The organism is Flavobacterium circumlabens, from assembly GCF_004345565.1.
Lineage (GTDB): Bacteria > Bacteroidota > Bacteroidia > Flavobacteriales > Flavobacteriaceae > Flavobacterium > Flavobacterium circumlabens.
The window spans coordinates 265,763-285,439 of record NZ_SLWA01000002.1 but is presented as its reverse complement, the minus strand read 5'-3'; the positions used below and the strand labels follow the sequence as shown (position 1 = coordinate 285,439).

At 35.6% G+C, this 19,677-nt stretch carries 15 protein-coding genes and 1 pseudogene; 6 read left to right on the top strand and 10 right to left on the bottom strand.

All coding sequences use genetic code 11. The features are described from left to right. Positions 1-7: 7 nt before the first annotated feature. Together EV142_RS05815 and EV142_RS05810 are read left to right on the top strand one after the other, a co-directional pair. On the top strand, positions 8-1,426 hold the full coding sequence (locus tag EV142_RS05815; RefSeq protein ID WP_164502521.1) for a RagB/SusD family nutrient uptake outer membrane protein: 1,419 nt from the start codon (positions 8-10) through the stop codon (positions 1,424-1,426). A 119-nt stretch (positions 1,427-1,545) separates the two neighbouring features. Further along, positions 1,546-4,095 (top strand): S9 family peptidase, encoded by a 2,550-nt coding sequence (locus EV142_RS05810; protein ID WP_158286299.1) that lies wholly within the window; start codon positions 1,546-1,548, stop codon positions 4,093-4,095. 62 nt (positions 4,096-4,157) lie between these two features. Here EV142_RS05810 and EV142_RS05805 read toward each other — a convergent pair whose 3' ends face one another. The 4 genes from EV142_RS05805 to EV142_RS05790 all read right to left on the bottom strand — a co-directional run bounded on the left by EV142_RS05805 (position 4,158) and on the right by EV142_RS05790 (position 7,280). Further along, positions 4,158-4,442 (bottom strand): DUF6520 family protein, encoded by a 285-nt coding sequence (locus EV142_RS05805; protein ID WP_127337587.1) that lies wholly within the window; start codon positions 4,440-4,442, stop codon positions 4,158-4,160. Between the two features lie 101 nt (positions 4,443-4,543). Continuing rightward, the gene (locus EV142_RS05800) at positions 4,544-6,028 is read right to left on the bottom strand and encodes a MauE/DoxX family redox-associated membrane protein (protein WP_127337588.1); all 1,485 of its coding nucleotides are present in this window, start codon (positions 6,026-6,028) and stop codon (positions 4,544-4,546) included. Between the two features lie 133 nt (positions 6,029-6,161). Beyond that, complete coding sequence (locus EV142_RS05795; RefSeq protein WP_127337589.1) at positions 6,162-6,779, bottom strand: helix-turn-helix domain-containing protein; 618 nt, start codon at positions 6,777-6,779, stop codon at positions 6,162-6,164. Positions 6,780-6,815: 36 nt separating this feature from the next. Next, on the bottom strand, positions 6,816-7,280 hold the full coding sequence (locus EV142_RS05790) for a DUF7793 family protein (protein WP_127337590.1): 465 nt from the start codon (positions 7,278-7,280) through the stop codon (positions 6,816-6,818). Between the two features lie 190 nt (positions 7,281-7,470). On the opposite strand from EV142_RS05790, the gene EV142_RS05785 reads away from it, so the two are divergent. Both EV142_RS05785 and EV142_RS05780 read left to right on the top strand, forming a co-directional pair. Continuing rightward, positions 7,471-7,905, top strand: coding sequence for a DUF1896 domain-containing protein (locus EV142_RS05785; protein WP_127337591.1), 435 nt, complete (start codon positions 7,471-7,473; stop codon positions 7,903-7,905). Further along, positions 7,892-13,234, top strand: a pseudogene (locus EV142_RS05780) (N-6 DNA methylase). Before EV142_RS05785 ends, EV142_RS05780 begins: the two are co-directional and overlap by 14 nt. Before the next feature lie 72 nt (positions 13,235-13,306). On the opposite strand, the gene EV142_RS05775 reads toward EV142_RS05780, so the two are convergent. From EV142_RS05775 to EV142_RS05765, 4 genes are all read right to left on the bottom strand, one after another. After that, complete coding sequence (locus tag EV142_RS05775) at positions 13,307-13,936, bottom strand: hypothetical protein (RefSeq protein ID WP_127337592.1); 630 nt, start codon at positions 13,934-13,936, stop codon at positions 13,307-13,309. Positions 13,937-14,083: 147 nt separating this feature from the next. Further along, positions 14,084-15,088, bottom strand: coding sequence for a lysozyme inhibitor LprI family protein (locus EV142_RS05770; protein ID WP_127337593.1), 1,005 nt, complete (start codon positions 15,086-15,088; stop codon positions 14,084-14,086). A gap of 255 nt (positions 15,089-15,343) precedes the next feature. Then, positions 15,344-15,472 (bottom strand): hypothetical protein, encoded by a 129-nt coding sequence (locus EV142_RS24520; protein ID WP_262708216.1) that lies wholly within the window; start codon positions 15,470-15,472, stop codon positions 15,344-15,346. Further along, positions 15,465-15,992, bottom strand: a complete 528-nt coding sequence (locus EV142_RS05765; RefSeq protein ID WP_127337594.1) for a hypothetical protein — start codon at positions 15,990-15,992, stop codon at positions 15,465-15,467. Before EV142_RS05765 ends, EV142_RS24520 begins: the two co-directional genes overlap by 8 nt. A gap of 135 nt (positions 15,993-16,127) precedes the next feature. Between EV142_RS05765 and EV142_RS24340 the strand changes: the two genes are divergently transcribed. Both EV142_RS24340 and EV142_RS24335 read left to right on the top strand, forming a co-directional pair. Beyond that, positions 16,128-16,604, top strand: coding sequence for a transposase (locus tag EV142_RS24340; RefSeq protein ID WP_238160829.1), 477 nt, complete (start codon positions 16,128-16,130; stop codon positions 16,602-16,604). A 143-nt stretch (positions 16,605-16,747) separates the two neighbouring features. Beyond that, positions 16,748-17,623 carry a transposase gene (locus EV142_RS24335; RefSeq protein ID WP_238160830.1) on the top strand — a complete coding sequence of 292 codons (876 nt, stop codon included), beginning with the start codon at positions 16,748-16,750 and terminating at the stop codon, positions 17,621-17,623. Positions 17,624-17,849: 226 nt separating this feature from the next. Here EV142_RS24335 and EV142_RS05755 read toward each other — a convergent pair whose 3' ends face one another. Together EV142_RS05755 and EV142_RS05750 are read right to left on the bottom strand one after the other, a co-directional pair. Then, positions 17,850-18,608, bottom strand: a complete 759-nt coding sequence (locus tag EV142_RS05755; RefSeq protein WP_127337595.1) for a DUF2971 domain-containing protein — start codon at positions 18,606-18,608, stop codon at positions 17,850-17,852. A 43-nt stretch (positions 18,609-18,651) separates the two neighbouring features. Next, positions 18,652-19,617 carry a hypothetical protein gene (locus EV142_RS05750; protein WP_132033487.1) on the bottom strand — a complete coding sequence of 322 codons (966 nt, stop codon included), beginning with the start codon at positions 19,615-19,617 and terminating at the stop codon, positions 18,652-18,654. Between the last annotated feature and the right edge of the window lie 60 nt (positions 19,618-19,677).

Genomic DNA, 19,677 nt, shown 5'->3' with positions numbered 1-19,677 from the left:
TCTAAAAATGAAAACTATATATAAAACCTTTCGGTCTTTTTTAAATGAAAACCGGATAAGAATTAACACTTTTCCAATTTTGGTTTTGGGAGTTGTAATTACGTTGTTAATTTCGTGCGATAATTTTGTAGAAGTTGATCTTCCGGGTTCACAGCTTAATGGTGAAACAGTTTTTGAGGATGCGACTACTGCAAATGCTGCGATGGCTGGTGTGTATACGAAACTACGTGATACAGGATTATTGACCGGCCGCTCTACGGGTTTATCCTGTAGATTAGGATTGTATAGCGATGAGTTGGATTATTATCAGGCTAATGATCCCAATTACTTCTATACAAATTCGCTTTTTTCCGCCGAATCCGGAATACAGGATTTATGGAACCAAAGCTATAATGTGATTTATAGTTCAAATGCAGTAATTGAAGGCGTTTCAGCCTCAAAATCACTGTCTCAAAATGATAAGAATCATCTTAAAGGAGAGGCACTTTTTGTCCGAACCCTTATTCATTTTTATCTGCTCAATCTGTACGGTGAGATTCCTTATGTAAAAACAACAGATTATGTCCAAAACAGTAAGGTACATAAAATGCCAGTCTCTGAAGTGTATAATCAAATAGTAAATGATTTATCGGAAGCGGTTTTATTATTGCCTGAAGATTATATATCCTCAGAACGGGTTCGACCCAACAAAGCAGCAACTCATGCCTTGTTAGCCCGCGTGTATCTGTTTATGGGATTATGGGCAGAAGCTGCCAATAGCGCTTCAGCTGTTTTAAATAATCCCCTTTACACTTGGGAACCTGATTTAGACAAAATATTCCTTAAAGGATCCACAACAACTATTTGGCAGTTTATACCTGATAGTAATACGGCGAATTCTGCTGAAGGCAATCTGTTTATTTTTAATTCAGGCCCGCCTGCGAGCGTGGCATTAAATAATAATCTGATGAGCTCATTTGAGAGCAATGATCAGAGAAAAACGCATTGGACCAGAGCAATTACTGACGGAAATTTAACATGGTATCATGCCTATAAGTACAAGCTAGATTCAGGTGCAGGAATTTCCAGCGAATATTCGGTTGTTTTTCGTCTTGCAGAGCAGTATCTCATTCGTGCAGAGGCACGAGCTAGACAAGGTGACCTTATTGGGGCAAAAGAAGACCTGAATAAAATACGCAATACCGCAGGACTAAACGATACAAACGCTCTTACTTCAGCAGAAATTACAACAGCAGTACTTAATGAGCGCCGTTTCGAATTCTTTACCGAATTTGGGCACCGCTTTTTTGATTTAAAAAGGACAGGCATTCTGGACACCACATTAGCTTCAAAACCCGGATGGTCACATGACGATGCCCTTTGGCCACTGCCTGCACAAGAGCTGCAGGCAAATCCAAATTTGAACCCGCAAAATTCCGGTTATTAATTCAATCTGAAATGAAAGAAACGAACATAATAAAGCGGAAAAATGCTCATTTGAGTATTTGCGAAATAATAGTCTGCATCTTTTTTTTGATTTGCAGTACTTCAATAGCAATAGCGCAGGTGAGACAGAAAAAACACCTAAGTGAAAATGAATATTATAAATGGGGCAATTTAAGAGTTACAGCCTTATCTGGAACAGGAAGCTGGGTGAGTTATAAAGTGAGCTATGAAAATAATACAGATACCCTCTTTGTTAAAAGTACGGTTGGAAATAAAATATATTCTTTCCCAAATGGCAGCAGCGGTATATTTTTAAATGCAGATATTTTCACCTGCATGATGCCTGACCAGAAATTAAATATTGTTGATCTTAATTCCGGGAGAAAAGTAAAAGTACCTGATGTAAGCCGATTTGAGGTTGCTTACAGTGGAAAGTATATTATTACTCTAAACCAGACTTATGGTCTTAAAAGCAACATGCAAATCAGGGATAAAAATGGAGAGATACTCGATAGTATCAATGGTGTTTCAGAATACATCCTTAATAGTAAAGCAGATGCTTTAGTCTATAGTAGTGAGTTGTCTGATAATCAAACTGTGGGGCTTATAGATTTAAAAAAATATGCCAGACATACTGTCATTTCTGGAAAGCAGCATCGTTTCCACACGCTCACATGGCAAAAAAATGGAGATGCAATAGCTTTCTTCAAGGAAACAGACAGTATTACAAAAAATAATAAGTTGTATTTATGCCAGTTATCGAAGCGAAGAATAATCCAACTGATACAGCAGAATTTTAAAGAAATAGCAGAATTGAATCTTGTAAAAGATTTGGGATTAAATATCTCCGATGATGGCTCAAAGGTATTCTTTGGTATTAAAAATAAGGAACTTGCGCCTTCTGTAAAGGAAAACGAGGTAGAAATATGGAATGGCAATGCGCCCTTTGTTTATCCTTTGGAAAAAAAGATTGGAAACTTTCAAGACATTGCCAAACTCTGGGTTTGGTTTACAGAAACCAACAGTTGCCAACCAATATCCTCAAACGATCTGCCATACGTACAGTTAACTGGAAAGCAGGATTACGCGCTCCTTTCAAATCCCAAATCGTATGCTCCACATTACAAAGAGTATGGAGATGTTGATTATTATATTACGGATCTAAAAAAGAACACCCGTTCGCTTTTTTTAAAGCAGCAGACCACAGACCATAATGACCTTATTATTTCTCCTTTGACAAATCAAATTGCCTATTATCGTGATGATAACTGGTGGCTGTATAATCCTGATAAAAATAAAAGTGTTAATCTTACGAGCGGCATCGCAACAGTATGGGATTCAAGGAATGATGCTCTAATGCCTCCTATTTCACCTTATAATTGTCCCGGCTGGAGTTCAGATGGCAAGTATCTATTGCTTTACGACACCTTTGATCTGTGGATAGCAGACCTTGCACAAAATACCTGCAGAAGAATTACCCATGGCAGGGAAAAAAATATTGTTTTCAGGATAAGCCAGTTTGAATTTTCTAATCTATTTTCAGCAAAGTATGATGGAAAAAGTACTGCGGTATTTGATTTGTCAAAAGATTTAATTCTGGAAGCTACCGATAAAGATGACTGTTCTAAAGGATACTTTATTTGGAATACCAGAGAAGGAGAAAAACCATTGGCTTTTAACGAGAGTGCTATTGATCAAGTGCATAAATCAAAAAATGGCTCTTACGTCTTCATTGAGCAGAAATTTGATAAGTCATCTGTTTTGTTATTTAAACCCAATAAAAGTGCAAAAAGTACAGAAGTATTTGCCAGTAATCCACAGCAAGAGCAATACAATTGGGGCAAATCAGAACTAATCCATTATAGAAATAAAAAAGGTCAAGAATTGAAGGGGGTATTATTATATCCGAGCGATTATGATAAGGAAAAGAAATATCCAATGGTAGTAAATATTTATCAAACCAAGTCAGGCATACTGCACGAGTATACGAATCCTTCCCAATACAGTGAGGAAGGTTTCAATCCCACCAACTATACTTTGAATGGCTATTTTGTTTTGCTGCCGGATATTGTTTATGAATTGGGAGATCCTGGCCCTTCAGCCACAGACTGTGTTATAGCAGCAGTTAAAAAAGTAATTGATTTTGGATTTGTAGATCCTCAAAAGATAGGTCTCATAGGACACTCTTTCGGAGGATATGAAACAGATTTTATTATTACACAAACGGATATTTTTGCAGCAGCAATATCAGGTGCAGGAATAAGTGATACTGTTTCGTGGTATTTTAGCATGGGCAAAGATATTGAAATACCTCAAGCCTGGAGATTAGAAAATCAGCAATTTAGAATGGGTAAATCTTTTTATGAAGATGCGCAAAGCTACTTTCGCAATTCTCCTTTAATAAATGCAAAAAATATAAAAACACCATTACTGCAATGGTCAGGAAAAGAGGATACAAATGTTTGCTGGGAACAAAGTGAGGCTTTTTACATAGCACTGCGAAGACTCGAAAAAGAACATATGATGTTGGTATATCCTAATGAATCCCATGCCATTTATAAAAGAGCTAATCAAATAGACTTAACAATACGAATACAACAATGGTTTGATTGTTATTTAAAAAAGCAGCCTGCCGCCTTATGGATTACTATGGGTACAAAAACTAAATAGAATGATAAATATAATGCAGTTCCAGAATCCGGAACTGCATTACATTTCAATCCAATTGAAAATTATTGGGGTCTAAACAATTGAAGATTACAGGGAGCAGCAGCAGATGCTTTTCTATATACCTGAAAGTTACTGCTACCGTTGTTGTACATACAAGTAGCACCATTAGTGGGAGTACAATCTACCTGTACTTCCTGACAGCTGTTTGGTTGTGGATTATGAATATAACCCGAAATTAATACTGTGTCAGTTTTGCTTTCTTTTGACACATTTGTGCTTACAGCACCTGCGCTTGCCAGAGCAAATGCTGCAATTGGCAATACTAAAGCTTTTACAATAGTTCTCATAATATTAAAATTTAAATTAATGATCTACTCTTTTTTACAGGTTTTCGATCTTACCCCTGTTACCGGGCCCGGTGGCAATGAATCAATTAATTGATTTATTTTTATTTTCTAATAGCTTTTTTAATGGTGTTTCCCAATGAAAACCGCTGCAGGACCAAACCTGAAATGGTATACAGACTGGAATCATTAACTAGAAAATATTTCATCTTTGATTTTCCAATATTGTAAATATAAAAACTGGAAACATATTCATTTTTAGAGATGTCATAAACATCAATTATGGAGGCCTGATCCCAAACCTCTTTACTTTCAAATCTTCCCTTAAGGGAGGAATTCACAAAAAGTAAATTTTTAAAAACAGCCGTGTTTTTGTTTACCGTATAAGGAGGTGCTCCCAATTTGGTATCACCTGACAGCTTTATTTTTATTACTTTTAATTTAGCTTTTGTGGTGGTATCTATTGTATTACCTCTGTAGCGTACCTTCAATTTATCATCAGTAACAATATATTGGTTCCTGTAATAGTAGGTATAAACAAAACGTTTAAGTCCGTAGCTATATTCAAATGTACCGTCAGTATCAAATATGCCGTCAATTTGTTTTTCCAGAATATCGGGATTATATGTAATGCTGATATTGTTATTAAAGTATAAGACTCCCATCAAATTCTCCCCTGTATTTTTTTGCTGGCCGCGAATGGCGATACTATTGGAATCGATTACAGCTGCTTTGGTAAAAAAATGATTACCGTTGTAAATAACCCCTGCCTTCCAGTCTGTTATTTTACCTTTGTAAATTACAGGAACCATACCATCATACAGGTAAAAATAAGGGGCTTTTATTCTTACTTCTGCTGATCGAAACGGAAAATCATCTCGATCTAATTGTATGGTATACTGCTTTTTGTTTTTGAAAACAGTATCAAAAACTTGTATTTGTAAAGGGGCAGCAAAATTCCCTAAATATATTTTTCCATTATCAGAACCCGCCAGATAAAATGAGGGGTTTTGTAAACTGGTTTGGTCCATTTTTGTTATGGCATATTGGTCAAAACGTCGGATAAATGGATTTTCTTTGGCAATAATATCTTCGGATGTAAAGAATAATACAATCATGATTCCAATCGCGGCTATATCGGTAATCAACAGTACTCTTAAGGTTCTCTTCCCATGGTTCAATAATAAAATGGCCACTGTACCCAAGAGAATAAAGACACAATTAAAAACAAGGTGTTCGTGCCATCCTAACTTTTCCAGAATACCACCGCATGAACAGGGAATAAAAGAACTATAATTTAAAATAATGATAATATAAGCAGTAAACATTGTCATCAATCCAACTGCCAGATATAAGGCCGGCAGTCGGAGTCTTGGTATACTAAGTAAAATCGAGATCATGATTTCTACGAGCAGTACACCAAAAGATACATAAACTGCAAATGCACTTAAGAGCGGCGACTGCCCTAATTGTGTTTGAAAATTTTGAAAATCCAAAAATTTGCTTCCTGCTGCATAAACAAATAGCAGTATATACAGGAAACAAACTACTTCTACAAAAATATACTTATGGCGCTGGCTAAATTTCATGATAAAAGTTATTGGTGATTTGTGATGTAAAATTCTATAAAACAAATAAATAACACTTGTCAATTCAGGATAATCGTATGTCAAAAACGGACAGCAAAGCCCATGACTATAATTTTTCAAAAGAAAATCTTATTTATATGTTCTTAGCCGGCCTCTTAACGCGGTTGGGTGCATAATCAAATTTTTTCTTAAATGATTTTGAAAAATTAGCATAGGTTGAAAAACCGCTTATGTAGGCTATTTCTTTTAAAGGCAGAATACTTTGTTCTATTAAGAGATGCGCTCTTTTAAGTCGCTGTTCATTATAAAACTGGTATATAGTTGTCCTGAATAATTCCCTAAAGCTCTGCTTTAATTTGAATTCATTGATGCCGAAAATTTGCGATAATTCCTTTAAGGACGGCAATGGGGAATCCAAATGTCCTATAATGTAATCGTAAACATTCTGAATCAGGCGGGCTTCCAATGATCGAATTATAACATCTGAATTTTCGGGTAAAGATTTGATCAAAGCTTTATAATCTTCTTTGGTTTCAGTTATGTGATTGTGAGTGTGGTTTTTATTGATGTATCCATCAGGGAAGATTGCCTCTTTCATTTCTTCTGCTAACATATTGATCAGAACCGCTAATCCCTCTAAATTATCGTCATTTTCGGTACGAGGTATACGGTACGTAAAATTACCTACTGACATCTCCAGAAGCATATGGTATATGTTTCTCATTCGCTGTTGATCTATTTCCCTTTCCATATCCAGAAATTGAGAATCGATGCAGAGATTTATGAGCTATATGAATGTATTTAAAAATTCCATCGCCTTTAATTTTTCTGTAAAGACCTTGACCGGAACTTCAGCTGTATACCTTTTAAGATAAAAAGACGTTATGACTGATGAAACTCCTGGATTAACAACGATAACTACGGCTTTGGTGAGCATAAAACCATATTGGGCTAAATAATCACGGCCTGCTTTGTCAGAATCTGTTACACCTCTCATATCTAAAAATAAAGGGTAGACTTTTTTCGCCTGTAATTGTAATCTCGTTGCAACAATATTTTGCGCAGCTGAAAGATTAATAACTGTTTTAGACTTGAATTCTAAAGATATAATGCTATTGCTGATTGACAGGATAAAAAGTTCATTTTCATAAAAAATCATGCATTTAAATATTCTGTTCCAAGTTGCAAAGTAGGAAGAATTAAAAGAAGAACACTTACAAAAAAACGGCAAAGTTAAATCGTTTACAATCATTTTTATTTAATAACTGCGCATAAAAAAAATTAGCAAAGAGAAAGCTAGTGCTTCCTTTGCTACCATTTAAACCAGTCAATTAAAGCCGTTACCAGTCAAATAATGCCTTAAAAATATTCAATAGCTCCTTCGTTATATTTTTGCTTTTGTTTTAATAAAGTAAATTTACCATCCCTAATACTCATTATTTATGAAGGCAGAGAATAAAATATCCTATTACGCACTACGATTAAAGGAATTGCTCAACAGCAGTTTTCCTGAGTTATCCACAGACAAAGAATTTATTGAACGACGTGGACAATTAGCTGCTAAAGTCTACAATGATGCTTTTATAGCAGGCAATAAAATTGAGCAGTGCAATGAGATTGCTGAGTATGTACTATTTGAAGGATTGCACTTCTCCAAATTCGACACTGTTTTTAAAGTGGTCTGCAGCGAGTTCGACACGATCATGGCTGATGAGGAATTAAGACCATTTGCCTTAAAAATGCTGCCTGTCAGCATCCCTGTATTTGAACAATACCAACTTACGGATGACTTTGCGGACAGCCCTGAATTTGAACTGCTCTACACCGAACTCACCGGCACTATTCAAATCTGGATAGAAGATAATGGCCTTCAATAAACGAGAACATTTAAAGAAGAATATTGAGGCGTTGCAGCTTGTTTTCCTGCTGGAGAAAGAAAAACGCCAAGCTACTGAAAACGAGCGCCAATTACTCATGAAATATAGTGGTTTCGGTGGTCTTAAATTTGTCCTCAATCCGGCCGATAAGGCAGATGACCTTCACCGCTGGGTGAAATCTGAACAGGATTTATTTGCACTTACCCAGGAACTTCATCAGGTTTTACGTGAAAATGCGCTTGACGAAAAACAATACCATCGTTATCTCGACAGTATAAGAGCTTCCGTACTGACGGCTTTTTACACCCCGCCTGCAATCATTGATGCCATTGCAAATTCCTTTCTAGAAAACCAAATTCCTATAGAGCGCTTCCTGGAACCATCTGCAGGAAGAGGATCCTTTATCGAAGCCTTTAAGAATGAAGGTATATCACATATAGCGGCATACGAAAAGGACTTACTCACAGGAAAAATACTAAAACAACTTTATCCTGATAATAACATCAGGGTTGCCGGATTTGAAGAAATCCCGGACAGCGGTAAAGAAACCTATGATATCATTGCCAGTAACATTCCTTTTGGGGATACATCGGTTTTTGACCTTTCATTTATACGCAGTAAAAATTCTGCAAGAATGCAGGCTGCCCGAAGTATTCACAATTATTTCTTTATAAAATCAGTTGATATGCTCCGTGACGGCGGGATATTGGCATTTATTACTTCACAAGGAGTGCTTAACAGTGCCAAAAATGAACCAATACGTGAGGCTTTGATGCAAAGCTGTAATCTGGTTTCGGCTATCCGTTTACCCAATAATTTGTTCACCGATTATGCCGGTACCGAAGTGGGCAGTGATTTGATTGTACTGCAAAAAAACAAGTCTAAATCAGGGATTTCCCAAATCGAGCAGCAATTCTGCAAAGCCTATATTACTTCTGAAAATATCAACAATAACCTGCTTTTTGCAAAGGGACAGCGTATTGTACATACTTCATTGTATGAAGGAACCAATCAATATGGTAAACCCTCGTGGATTTATGAGCATAAGGACGGCGTGTAAGGAATCGCAAAAGATTTAAAAAAAATGCTGTCTGATGATCTCTCCAATTATTTTGACCTGGACTTATATAATGGACTTAGGGCAGAAACTATTTCTACGATTCATATATCTGAACCCATAATACCAATAATAGATATTGAAAAAGAGAAACTGGATAAAATCCATTTTGTAACCCCAAATGACTTTTCAGCAGCTTCCCAATTGAGCCTTTTTAGTTTTTATGAAAATACTCCTGTAATAAAAAGTACACCTCAGAAAAAGAAAAACTTTCCCCAATCTAAACGCAAAATAGTTCCACCAGTTCGACAGGGAAACTTATTCGATTTACCCATCAGGCAAAATGAAACTACGCCATCAGTTCAAAAAGTACACAATGGTGAAAATAAACAGATAATGGGGGATTTGTTCTCTGATACTGCTGAACTAAAAACTTTACCTATTGCCGAAGTAAGTATTTATCAAGACAAATTGAAGTCTTTTTATAGAAATGAATGTCTGGTGCTTCACAACGGGCATGTAGGCTATCTGAAAGATATAAATACGGAAGAACAAAAAGCATTATTTCATCCCCTTACCCTTGCACCAATTCAAAAAATAAGAGCTGAATCCTATATCAACGTTCGTGATGCTTATCAGGAATTGTATGAGAAAGAAGCTCAAATACAAACCGAACACAAACAGGAAAGAGAAATATTAAACCATTTCTATGATGCCTTTTCGAAGAGATATGGAAGCCTGAACAGTGCAGAAAACATCCAACTTATTAAGACAGACAGTGCCGGAAACGAAATTCCATATCTCGAACGTGTAGTTGGCGGTGTGGTCCACAAATCGGATATCTTTCATCATCCAGTCAGCTTTTCAATCACTGCCATGACAACCGATAATCCTGATGAGGCATTAACCGCGTCACTCAATAAATATGGAGCTGTCCGTTTGGATTATATGTCGCAGATCAGCGGGTTATCGACTGATAATCTGAAAGAGGCACTTCACGGACGTATTTTCTATAATCCTTTGGAAAAAGAATATGAAATAGCAGAACGGTGGATTGCAGGAAATGTAGTTGAAAAAGCCCAGGCAATACAAAACTATTTAGAGCTAAACCCAGACGATACCCAAACCAGAGAAAGCCTTCACGCTCTTGAACAGGCCTTTCCCAGACGTATTGAATTTGAAGAACTGGATTTTAATTTAGGCGAGCGCTGGATACCAATGGGAATCTACAACCATTTTGCTTCGCATCTGTTTAATACGGATGTACGCATTTATTACAACGAGAATACAGATGATTTCTCAATTAAATGTGATACCAAAAATATACATATTACCGAGAAATATGCTATAAAATCGCAAAGCCGGTCTTATGATGGAATTACGCTGCTTAAACATGGTCTGGTCAATACCACCCCTGATATTACCAAAAAAGTAATGCATGGTGACCAAGAGATAAAAGTACGGGATATGGAAGCTATCCAGATGGCCAATACGAAAATTGATGAAATCCGTAAAGCGTTTTCCCAGTGGCTGTATGCCCAGAATCATGAATTTAAAAAACGTCTGACCGATAAGTACAATGATACCTTTAATTGCTTTGTCCGTCCCCAATACAATGGCAGCCATCAGGACTTTCCCGGACTGGACAGAAAGGCATTGGGGATTGAAGACCTGTACTCCAGCCAGAAAGATGCAGTATGGATGATCAAACTGAGCGGCGGAGCGATATGCGATCATGAAGTCGGTGCCGGAAAAACGCTCATCATGTGTACCGCCGCTCAGGAAATTAAACGTCTGGCACTGGCACATAAACCCATGATTATTGGGCTGAAAGCCAATGTTCATGAAATAGCGGAAACCTACCGAAAAGCATATCCTCATGCTAAAATATTATATCCGGGCAAAGAGGATTTTACACCTCAAAAACGCATGCGTATTTTCGGGGAGATTAAAAACAATGACTGGGATTGTATTATCCTGACCCACGACCAATTCGGGATGATCCCACAATCGGCTGAAATGCAAAAAGAAATATTGCAGACGGAACTCGATAGTGTTGAAGAAAATTTATCGGCCCTTGAATCCCAGGGCAAAGAAGTATCACGCGCCATGCTCAAGGGCGTTATCGTACGAAAGCAAAATTTGGAAGTCAGGCTAAAGACCCTGCAGCACGATATTGAAAACCGCAAGGATGATGTGGTCGATTTTAAGATGATGGGCATTGACCATTTATTGGTGGATGAAAGCCACCGCTTCAAGAACCTGATGTTTAATACCCGCCACGATCGTGTGGCGGGACTCGGAAATATGCAGGGAAGCCAAAAGACGCTGAACCTTTTGTTTGCCATTCGAACCATTCAGGAACGAAGCGGAAAAGATTTAGGGGCTACTTTTCTTTCCGGGACCACCATTAGTAATTCGCTTACTGAATTGTATCTTTTGTTCAAATACCTTCGCCCGCAGGCATTGGAAAAACAGGGCATTAATTGTTTTGATGCCTGGGCAGCTATCTATACAAGAAAAACTACTGATTATGAGTTTTCAGTAGCCAATAATATCGTTCAGAAAGAACGATTCCGTTTTTTTATCAAGGTACCGGAACTGGCCCAGTTTTACTCAGAGATTACCGATTATCGTACTGCAAAAGATATTGGCATCGACCGGCCGGAAAAGATGGAGATACTGCACAATATACCGCCAACACCTGAGCAGGAAATATTCATCAAAAACCTGATGGAGTTTGCCAAATCAGGAAACGCAACGCTTCTTGGACGTGCTCCATTATCGCAAAGTGAAGAGAAAGCGAAAATGTTGATTGCCACGGACTATGCCCGCAAGATGTCGCTGGATATGCGGATGATTAGTAAGAAGTATGATGACCATCCCGATAACAAAGCTTCCCATTGTGCGGCAAAGCTGGCCGAATATTATTTTCGTTTTAATGCCCAAAAGGGAACCCAGTTTGTATTTTCCGATTTAGGCACCTACAAACCCACTGAGTGGAATGTATATTCGGAAATCAAACGCAAGCTGATACAAGACCAAGGCATTCCTGCCAATGAAATACGTTTTATCCAAGAGACGAAAACCGACAAGATGCGCAAAGAATTCATCAGCATGATGAACGAAGGAAAAATCAGGATACTGTTCGGATCAACCGATATGCTGGGGACGGGAGTCAATGCTCAGAAGCGAGCTGTAGCAGTACACCATCTGGACACGCCGTGGCGACCAAGTGATTTAGCCCAGCGGGACGGCAGGGCTATCCGTAAAGGCAATGAAATTGCAAAATTCTTCGCAGATAATAAAGTCGATGTGATTATTTACGCCGTCGAAAAGTCCTTGGACAGCTATAAATTTAACCTGTTGTATAATAAACAGCTGTTTATTGATCAGCTCAAAAACAACAGCCTTAGTAAGCGTACCATCGATGAAGGTGGTATTGATGAAAAATCAGGAATGAATTTCTCAGAATATGTCGCCATACTCTCCGGAAATACTGATTTGCTGGAAAAAGCCAAACTGGAAAAAAAAATTACATCACTTGAAAACGAAAAACAGGCTTTTACCCGTTCCAAATCCATGTCAAGATATAAACTCGAAGACTGCATGGCAACTGTTGAAACTTCAAAATCGATGGTAGAAAGATTTTCTGTTGATTGGCAGAACCTAGAAAAACGCATTCTTGCAGATAGTGATGGTTCAAAATTAAATCCGGTTGAGCTTACCGGCCGGCCTGCAAATGCTGATATAAAACAGATTGGAGAAAAACTTAATGTGCTTGCCATTAAAACCAGAACAGAGGGATTGTATGAGGAAATCGGTACTTTGTATGGGTTTACACTTTTAGTAAAAACGGAAATGTCGGAAAAAGAAGGAATGGATATTAGAGACAACCGATTTTTTATTCAAGGTGAAGGAAATATAAAATATACATATAATAACGGGCAGATTGCAGGCGATCATAAACTTGCTTCGCTGAATTTTTTGAATGCATTGGAAAAAATACCCGGATTGATCGAAGCCGAGCAAAAGAAAATTACGGCTATTGAGAAAGATATTCCTGTACTGCAAGAAGTAGTAAACAGTGTATGGACTAAAGAGAATGTACTTGGTGAATTGAAAAATGAATTGGCGGCAGTTGACAGGAAAATACAATTGTCTATCACTCCAGAGAATAAAGAACTCATAGCTGATGAGTCGAAAAAAACAATTCAAATTGATTATGTTCAGGTTCAGGAAAACACTCCTATACGCTTAAAGACTATCTAATTAGTAATTAAAGTGCTTAACTTGTGTTACTTGTTGAATCATATATTCTGTTGGTGTTAGCTGATGTATTTTTTATTTAATCACATAAATTAAATTCGGAGCACCTCCGTCATGTTCTCCAACAGCTAAATAAAGAGGTGTTTTAAAATTCAATTTACTAAATACTTTTTCTTTATCTGCTCTCAAAAACATTTGATATGCTTCAATGTATGAACTTGATTCGAAAAGGTTATAAATATCCATTACATCATCCCAATCGTCAAAGTCGTCTTCTTTTCCTTGTATTTCTCTAGTTAAGTCGTTAAGCAATGGAACTATACAAGCAGGAAAGCAAGAAATGTTTTCTAAATAAGTAATCCTTTTATCCATAATTTCAAACTTTGGAAACTTATCATTGATATAGTTAAAATCAATGGCATAAGATTCAAATTCTCCTCCGTAAAGGCCACTATGTTCAAAATAGATCATATTGAATTCCTTTTCTATCTCTTTATTATATTTCTCGTTTAGCCAGTATTTTTCAATGTTTAATTTTAAATCATTGAACATTATATTGATATATTGTTCAGAATCATGATTCTTCCACATATTGAAAAATTCAGATTGAACTTTGTTTTCTGTCTCTTTTAGACATTCAACCACCTTTATTTCTGATTGAATTTCTACTTCTCGTAATCTTTCTAAAATTGTTTTGTTTTCCATAGGTTTTTAAAAATATAACCGCTAAAGTTCGGATGCTTCTATCTATTGTGGGGTTTTGAAAATGAGTACTTTCTGCTAAACGTAAAAGTGATAAAAAACGCGAATTCCACTAAATCCCCAATCTCGCTAAGCTGCTGGCAGCAGGTTTTATTCGGTTAGTCTGCTTAAAATTTCTTCAAGTTCTAATGTTCTTTCCCTTATTTTATTCATAAAGTTTGTAGCCGTAATAAATATTCCCTCTCGTCCAATTTTAAATTGTAAGTCCTCAAAGGAGTACACAAAATCCTTTTCCATCTCAAATTGTTTAATCCAATTAACTTGCGTTTCTATGAGTTTCTGTTTTTGTTTTTCGGAGAGTTTTTTTAATAAAGATTGATAAATATTGTCCATCTCTTTTTCCCATAGTTCATTATGTTTTTTAATACATTCTCCCCATTCAAAATTGGTAGTCCATTCACAATTAGTAAATGATTTGTCAATCCAATGTTCTTTTTCGTCTGTACTTCCAGCGGAAAATCTACCACTTCTACTTTCAAGTTTTTCGTCTAAACTGTCTAAGATTTTTGGGCCGTTTTCAATTACCCAATTTGCATTTCTAATATCATAGTCCATTCCATGTGCAGCATAGTTAAGCGTATGAATAATATCTTTTAAAGATTTTGTTTCTGCATTGTTAATGATTTCCTTGTTGTGTAATGCATCGATGAGTTTCGAAATTGAAAATTTATTACTTTCAATACTATATTTATCTGCTAAACTTCTTAATCTTTTTTCAACTTCTATTCTAAAACCTACCAATGCTAACTCTTGATTCTTTTCAGCTATTTCAATAAAGGAATATGTTTCTGAATTTGAAATTGAATTCATTTCATTTTCAGGCTTAATCAAACCTGCTTTTTTTGCTTCATCTTCAATTTTTTTCAAATCTTGAAATTCTACTTTTAGCCCTCCAGGAAGTTCAACAGACTTAAACAAAGGTTCCAACCAAGGAATTATTGCTACAATAATCAAAGTAATAAATATTGCATCTATCTGTAAATCAGGAAATATTAAATGCGTTAGTCCAACAAGAATTGCAGAAACTGTTATAAATATTTGTGTTTTTCTTTTTAATGTCATATTTCCATTTTCTGCTGTATGCTTTACTGCCAACGTCTCGTGGCTTTTAGATCTTGAAGGGTTTTAATTAACGTAAACTTTAAAAATAACGTTTATTCCACTAAATCCCATGGCTGTTACAGGAAGTAGCTTTTTTAAGTCATCGTGTTTTTATAGTAGTAGAATCACCATTTCTTTCTATCATGTCGGTGGGCAATTTTGGTAGTTCAGGTTTTTGTGTTTCTATCTTAGGTGGCTGGCTTTTTGATTTGTCATCACTAGTTATCATAAATCTGAATTTAGAAATTATTATTTTCTTTCCAAATCTGGAGTTTCACCTTTTTCAATTCTGTCCACTGGCATTCTTGGAGCTTCAGGTTTTGGACTCTCTGTTGGTTGAGTCGTTGGTTCATTTGTCTGTTTGTCGTTGTCAATCATGAATCAAATTATTAATTGTTAAAAATATTAAATTAAAAACTACAAGAATAAATGATATGATTATATACTTTCTTGCTAATTGTAAATCTAATGCTCTTTTGTCATTTATTATGGTATGATTATCAGAAAAGGTAATTATTTTTTCAACAATTTTTGTTTCAAAATCTTCTCTCTCTTTTTCTTCAACTTGTTCGTTATAGACCTCTAGTTTTTTTTGGACATCACGATAATCACTAAGAAGACCAAAATTTTTGTATTCAAAGCCTTTTAAAAGATTATTATTTGATAAGAAAATAAAATACAAAGAAATCAAAGTAGTAAAAGTAGAAAGTATTAGGTTGAAAATTATCCAATAATCTGCTTTGTCAAGGTGTTTAAAATTATTATTTTGAATGATATACGATGTTAGTCCAACAATAATAGTAATGCCAAGTATAGGGTTGTTAATAGCATTATCAAGGTCATTACGTCTTGAAAGTTCTCGGTCTAATTTACTTTTATAAAAATTATAGTCTTCCATTAAGATTTTTGTAAGTTTTGTAATGTCTCTTATGCTATTTCCTGTAACGTCAGTCTGTGAATAAACCTCCGTTTTATTAGTAACCAAATATAGCAAAAGAATTGCATTGAAAAGAGAAAGGTTGTATCTTTAATAATGCAACATATCACAGGAATTCCCCGTAATCAAATGTGTTTTTCTTCTTTAGAAGACACTATTTCAGCAGATAATCCCATTCGTTTTATTGATGCTTTTGCAGAAGCTGTTGCCCTGGAATCTCTTGGTTTTACGGTTCAAACACTTAAAACCGAAGGCCGTCCCAGCTACAATACCAAAGTGTTTCTTAAAATCTATTTATACGGTTATTTAAATGGCCTTAGAAGCTCCCGGAAGTTAGAAAAAGAATGTGTCCGCAATATAGAATTACAATGGCTTTTGTGTGCAATAGCTCCCAATTATCATAGTATATCCGATTTTAGAAAAGACAATCCAACAGGACTTAAAAAGCTATTCAAACTCTTTGTTTCGTTCTTAAAAGATGCCGAGTTGATCGCAGGAGAAACCATTGCTATTGATGGTACAAAAGCCGGGCGCACAATAGCAAGAAAGCCAATTTCAATCAAAAGAAAATAGACCAGCATCTGGAATATATTGAAACTAAAACCCAAGAATACCTTGATGCTCTGAAGGAAAATGATACCAAAGAAAATCAGCCTAAAATTCAAAACATCCAACAAAAAATAGAACGATTAAAACAAAATAAAATTCGCTATGAATTGCTGGAAGAAAAGCTAAAAGCCAGTGGCGAGCCTCAAATAAGCACTACCGATAGCGATGCCAGAGCTTTGTTGGTACAAGGGCAAGTGGTTGAAATTTCATTTAATATTCAGGCTGCAGTAGATGCCAAACACAATCTTGTAATAGCTACGCATACTATCAACAAAAATGACCGCAGTGCCTTGTCGGCAATTGCTATTGAAGCTAAAGAGAATTTAGGCATTGAAACCTACACGGCTTTGGTGGACAAAGGCTATCATAACGGTAAACAAATAGAAATCTGCAAACAAGCCAATATCACTACCATTGTGGCACAACCCGAGCAGGGAAAAAGTAACGAAAACGGTACGACCAAGGATTATTTGGTAGCCCAGTTTCAATACGATCAAGACACCGATACTTACACTTGCCCACAGGATGAAACGCTTAAAACTACAGGAAGCTGGCACAAGAAAACCACGGAAAGAGACAGTTATGAGTTTAAAAAATACCGAACACCTAAATGCAGGGAATGTCCCGTAAAACATTTATGTACTAGTAGAGCAGGCGGCAGAGAAATCGACCGAAGCCAATATGCTGATGCAGTAGAAGAAAACAACAAACGCTATCATGCAAATGCGCAGTTGTATCGCAAGCGACAGGAAATCAACGAGCATATCTTTGGAACTATCAAACGGCAATGGGGGTACAATCATACAAATTTAACGGGATTGGAAAAAGTAAACGGAGAACATAGCTTGATTATGTTGGTCTATAACATTAAACGCAGTATCAATATTCTTGGAGTTCCCGAGCTGATTGCCAAACTCCAAAAATGGAACTCACCTTACAAGGTAAAAGTCTTGTTTTTACTAAAAGCGATGTATTTAAAGTAGAAATTAGAGTGCTTTTTTTATCAAACCAAGTTGGCAGCCTGAAAATTACGCCCCGTTAAATGACTTCTATTTGCGTTCTACGGCAAGATAATTTAAAGATTTAATTGAAAAATGAGGTTTTTTCACAGCCTGACGTTCTGGCACTAGAAGAGGTTTTGGGGTTTTGAAAATGAGTTTTTCGGCTAAAAAATCACTCAATAGACAAAACGATTATTACCAGATGTATTTATTCTCTTTCCATATCGAATGTAGTTTCAGCTATTTTCGATTTCCATAATTTTATTTTTTTGTCAGATGCAAACTTTCTTATTTTTTCTTCGTTTTCGACGTTTATATTTGCGCCCAAGACTATTTCATTTATTGCCGAATGAGGAACTTTGAATAAATAAATATCTAAAGGTTTTCCATTTATTAAATGTTCACGAGAATTCAGAGTAGAGATTATTCTAACTTCTTCTTCATATTTCCAATCTAAACTTTTCGTTATATATGGTTCAAAATTGAGCTTTTCTTGTCCTAAAATCATCGGAATTTCAACTCTTTTTTCGGAATATATAACTTCTCTAATAGTTTTGGAAGTTTCTTTATCAGGACATAAATAATTTGTAAAGAAATTGTGTTGTGAATCAAAGCCAATACAAAATCCTTTGTGAGATTCAGTATAATGAGCCCACATAAGTGAGTTTTTCCAATTTTTAGACAGTGATAAAATGCCTATATCTTGATTCACTTTTCCATACTGAGTTTCGTATAAATTGCTTAAAAAATTTGAGTCAAATTTTTCTCTCACTATTTTTCCCTTCATTTTATTTGTATTTGTAGGAATTAACGAATCTATTAAAGCATTTAATTTTTCGATACTGGGTTTTTGTGGCAAACACTCAAAAGGATCATTTAAATCACTAGCTTGAGTAAATCTTAATAATTCATTTTCAAGATAACTTATTCTGCTAGTTGGCAAATATTTATAGTAGTTTTTGCTCATTTTTTTCTAATATTGCTTATAGGAAGTGTTAATTGTAGTGCTTTTAATTTTTTCCTAATACTTCTTTATGATCATGTTTTTCCTCAACTTTTATATTTTTTGATGAACGAACGCAATCATTGTATTTTGAAATCCAATTTGATACTATTCGACCAAAAATCTGAAAAACGTTTTCCATGTCGGGGGAACATTGTTTTTCTTCAGTGTAAATGGTGAAAATTACTCCATCAGGCGGACAATCTTCACAAACATTTGTTATTGGAGAACATATAATTGTCAAGTTTCGAGTACTTAACGTTAATCTTTTACATAGATATTTATCAAACTTTTTCGACTCCATTATAGCTGTCTGTATTTGAAAATATTCTTCTTCCTCAGATTCCATGTTAAATAAAGATTCAGGAAACTGATCGTTAATTTCTAAATCATCTCTCAATATGAAGAATTTTTCAGAGGATTGTAACTCTCCAATTTTGGAATTCCTATCATGAATATTTTCTAAATAAACACCAACTGTAAATTTTGTTTCATCAATATTGAGAAAATAATTTGGTCTCTCTACTAAGTCTGTAAGTACACCTAGAAGTCCAGAACTTAAATCTTGATGACAAAGGTCATTTTCTGAACCTCCTAAAATGGGACATGTATTTGAATTTAGCGATTGAATGGAATTATCAATGTATTCGTAAATTTTAATTTTTCGACTATAAAGGTTGCGTAAGTTTTGTAGTTCTTCTGAGGCTTTTAAGTGTTCTAATATTGAAACAGGAAAATTTCTTTCTTTTTTTAATCGTCGATACTCAATATACATACAAATAATAACCCCTATAACTGCATATATAAGATGATTAAATCTGTAAATTGCCGGTTCGGAATTAATCTCTTTTAGAAATAATCCAAAATAGGCTCCTGAGATTATTAATAGAATTGATTTAGAAATTGAAATAACAATGGAATCTGCTTTTTCAAATTGAAAGTAAGTTTCTAATTTATTGTAAAGTTCATTCATAAGTATTTGTGTTTTAGCATTACCACGAATGCCCCCTTGCTAGAAGAGGTTTGGGTTGAA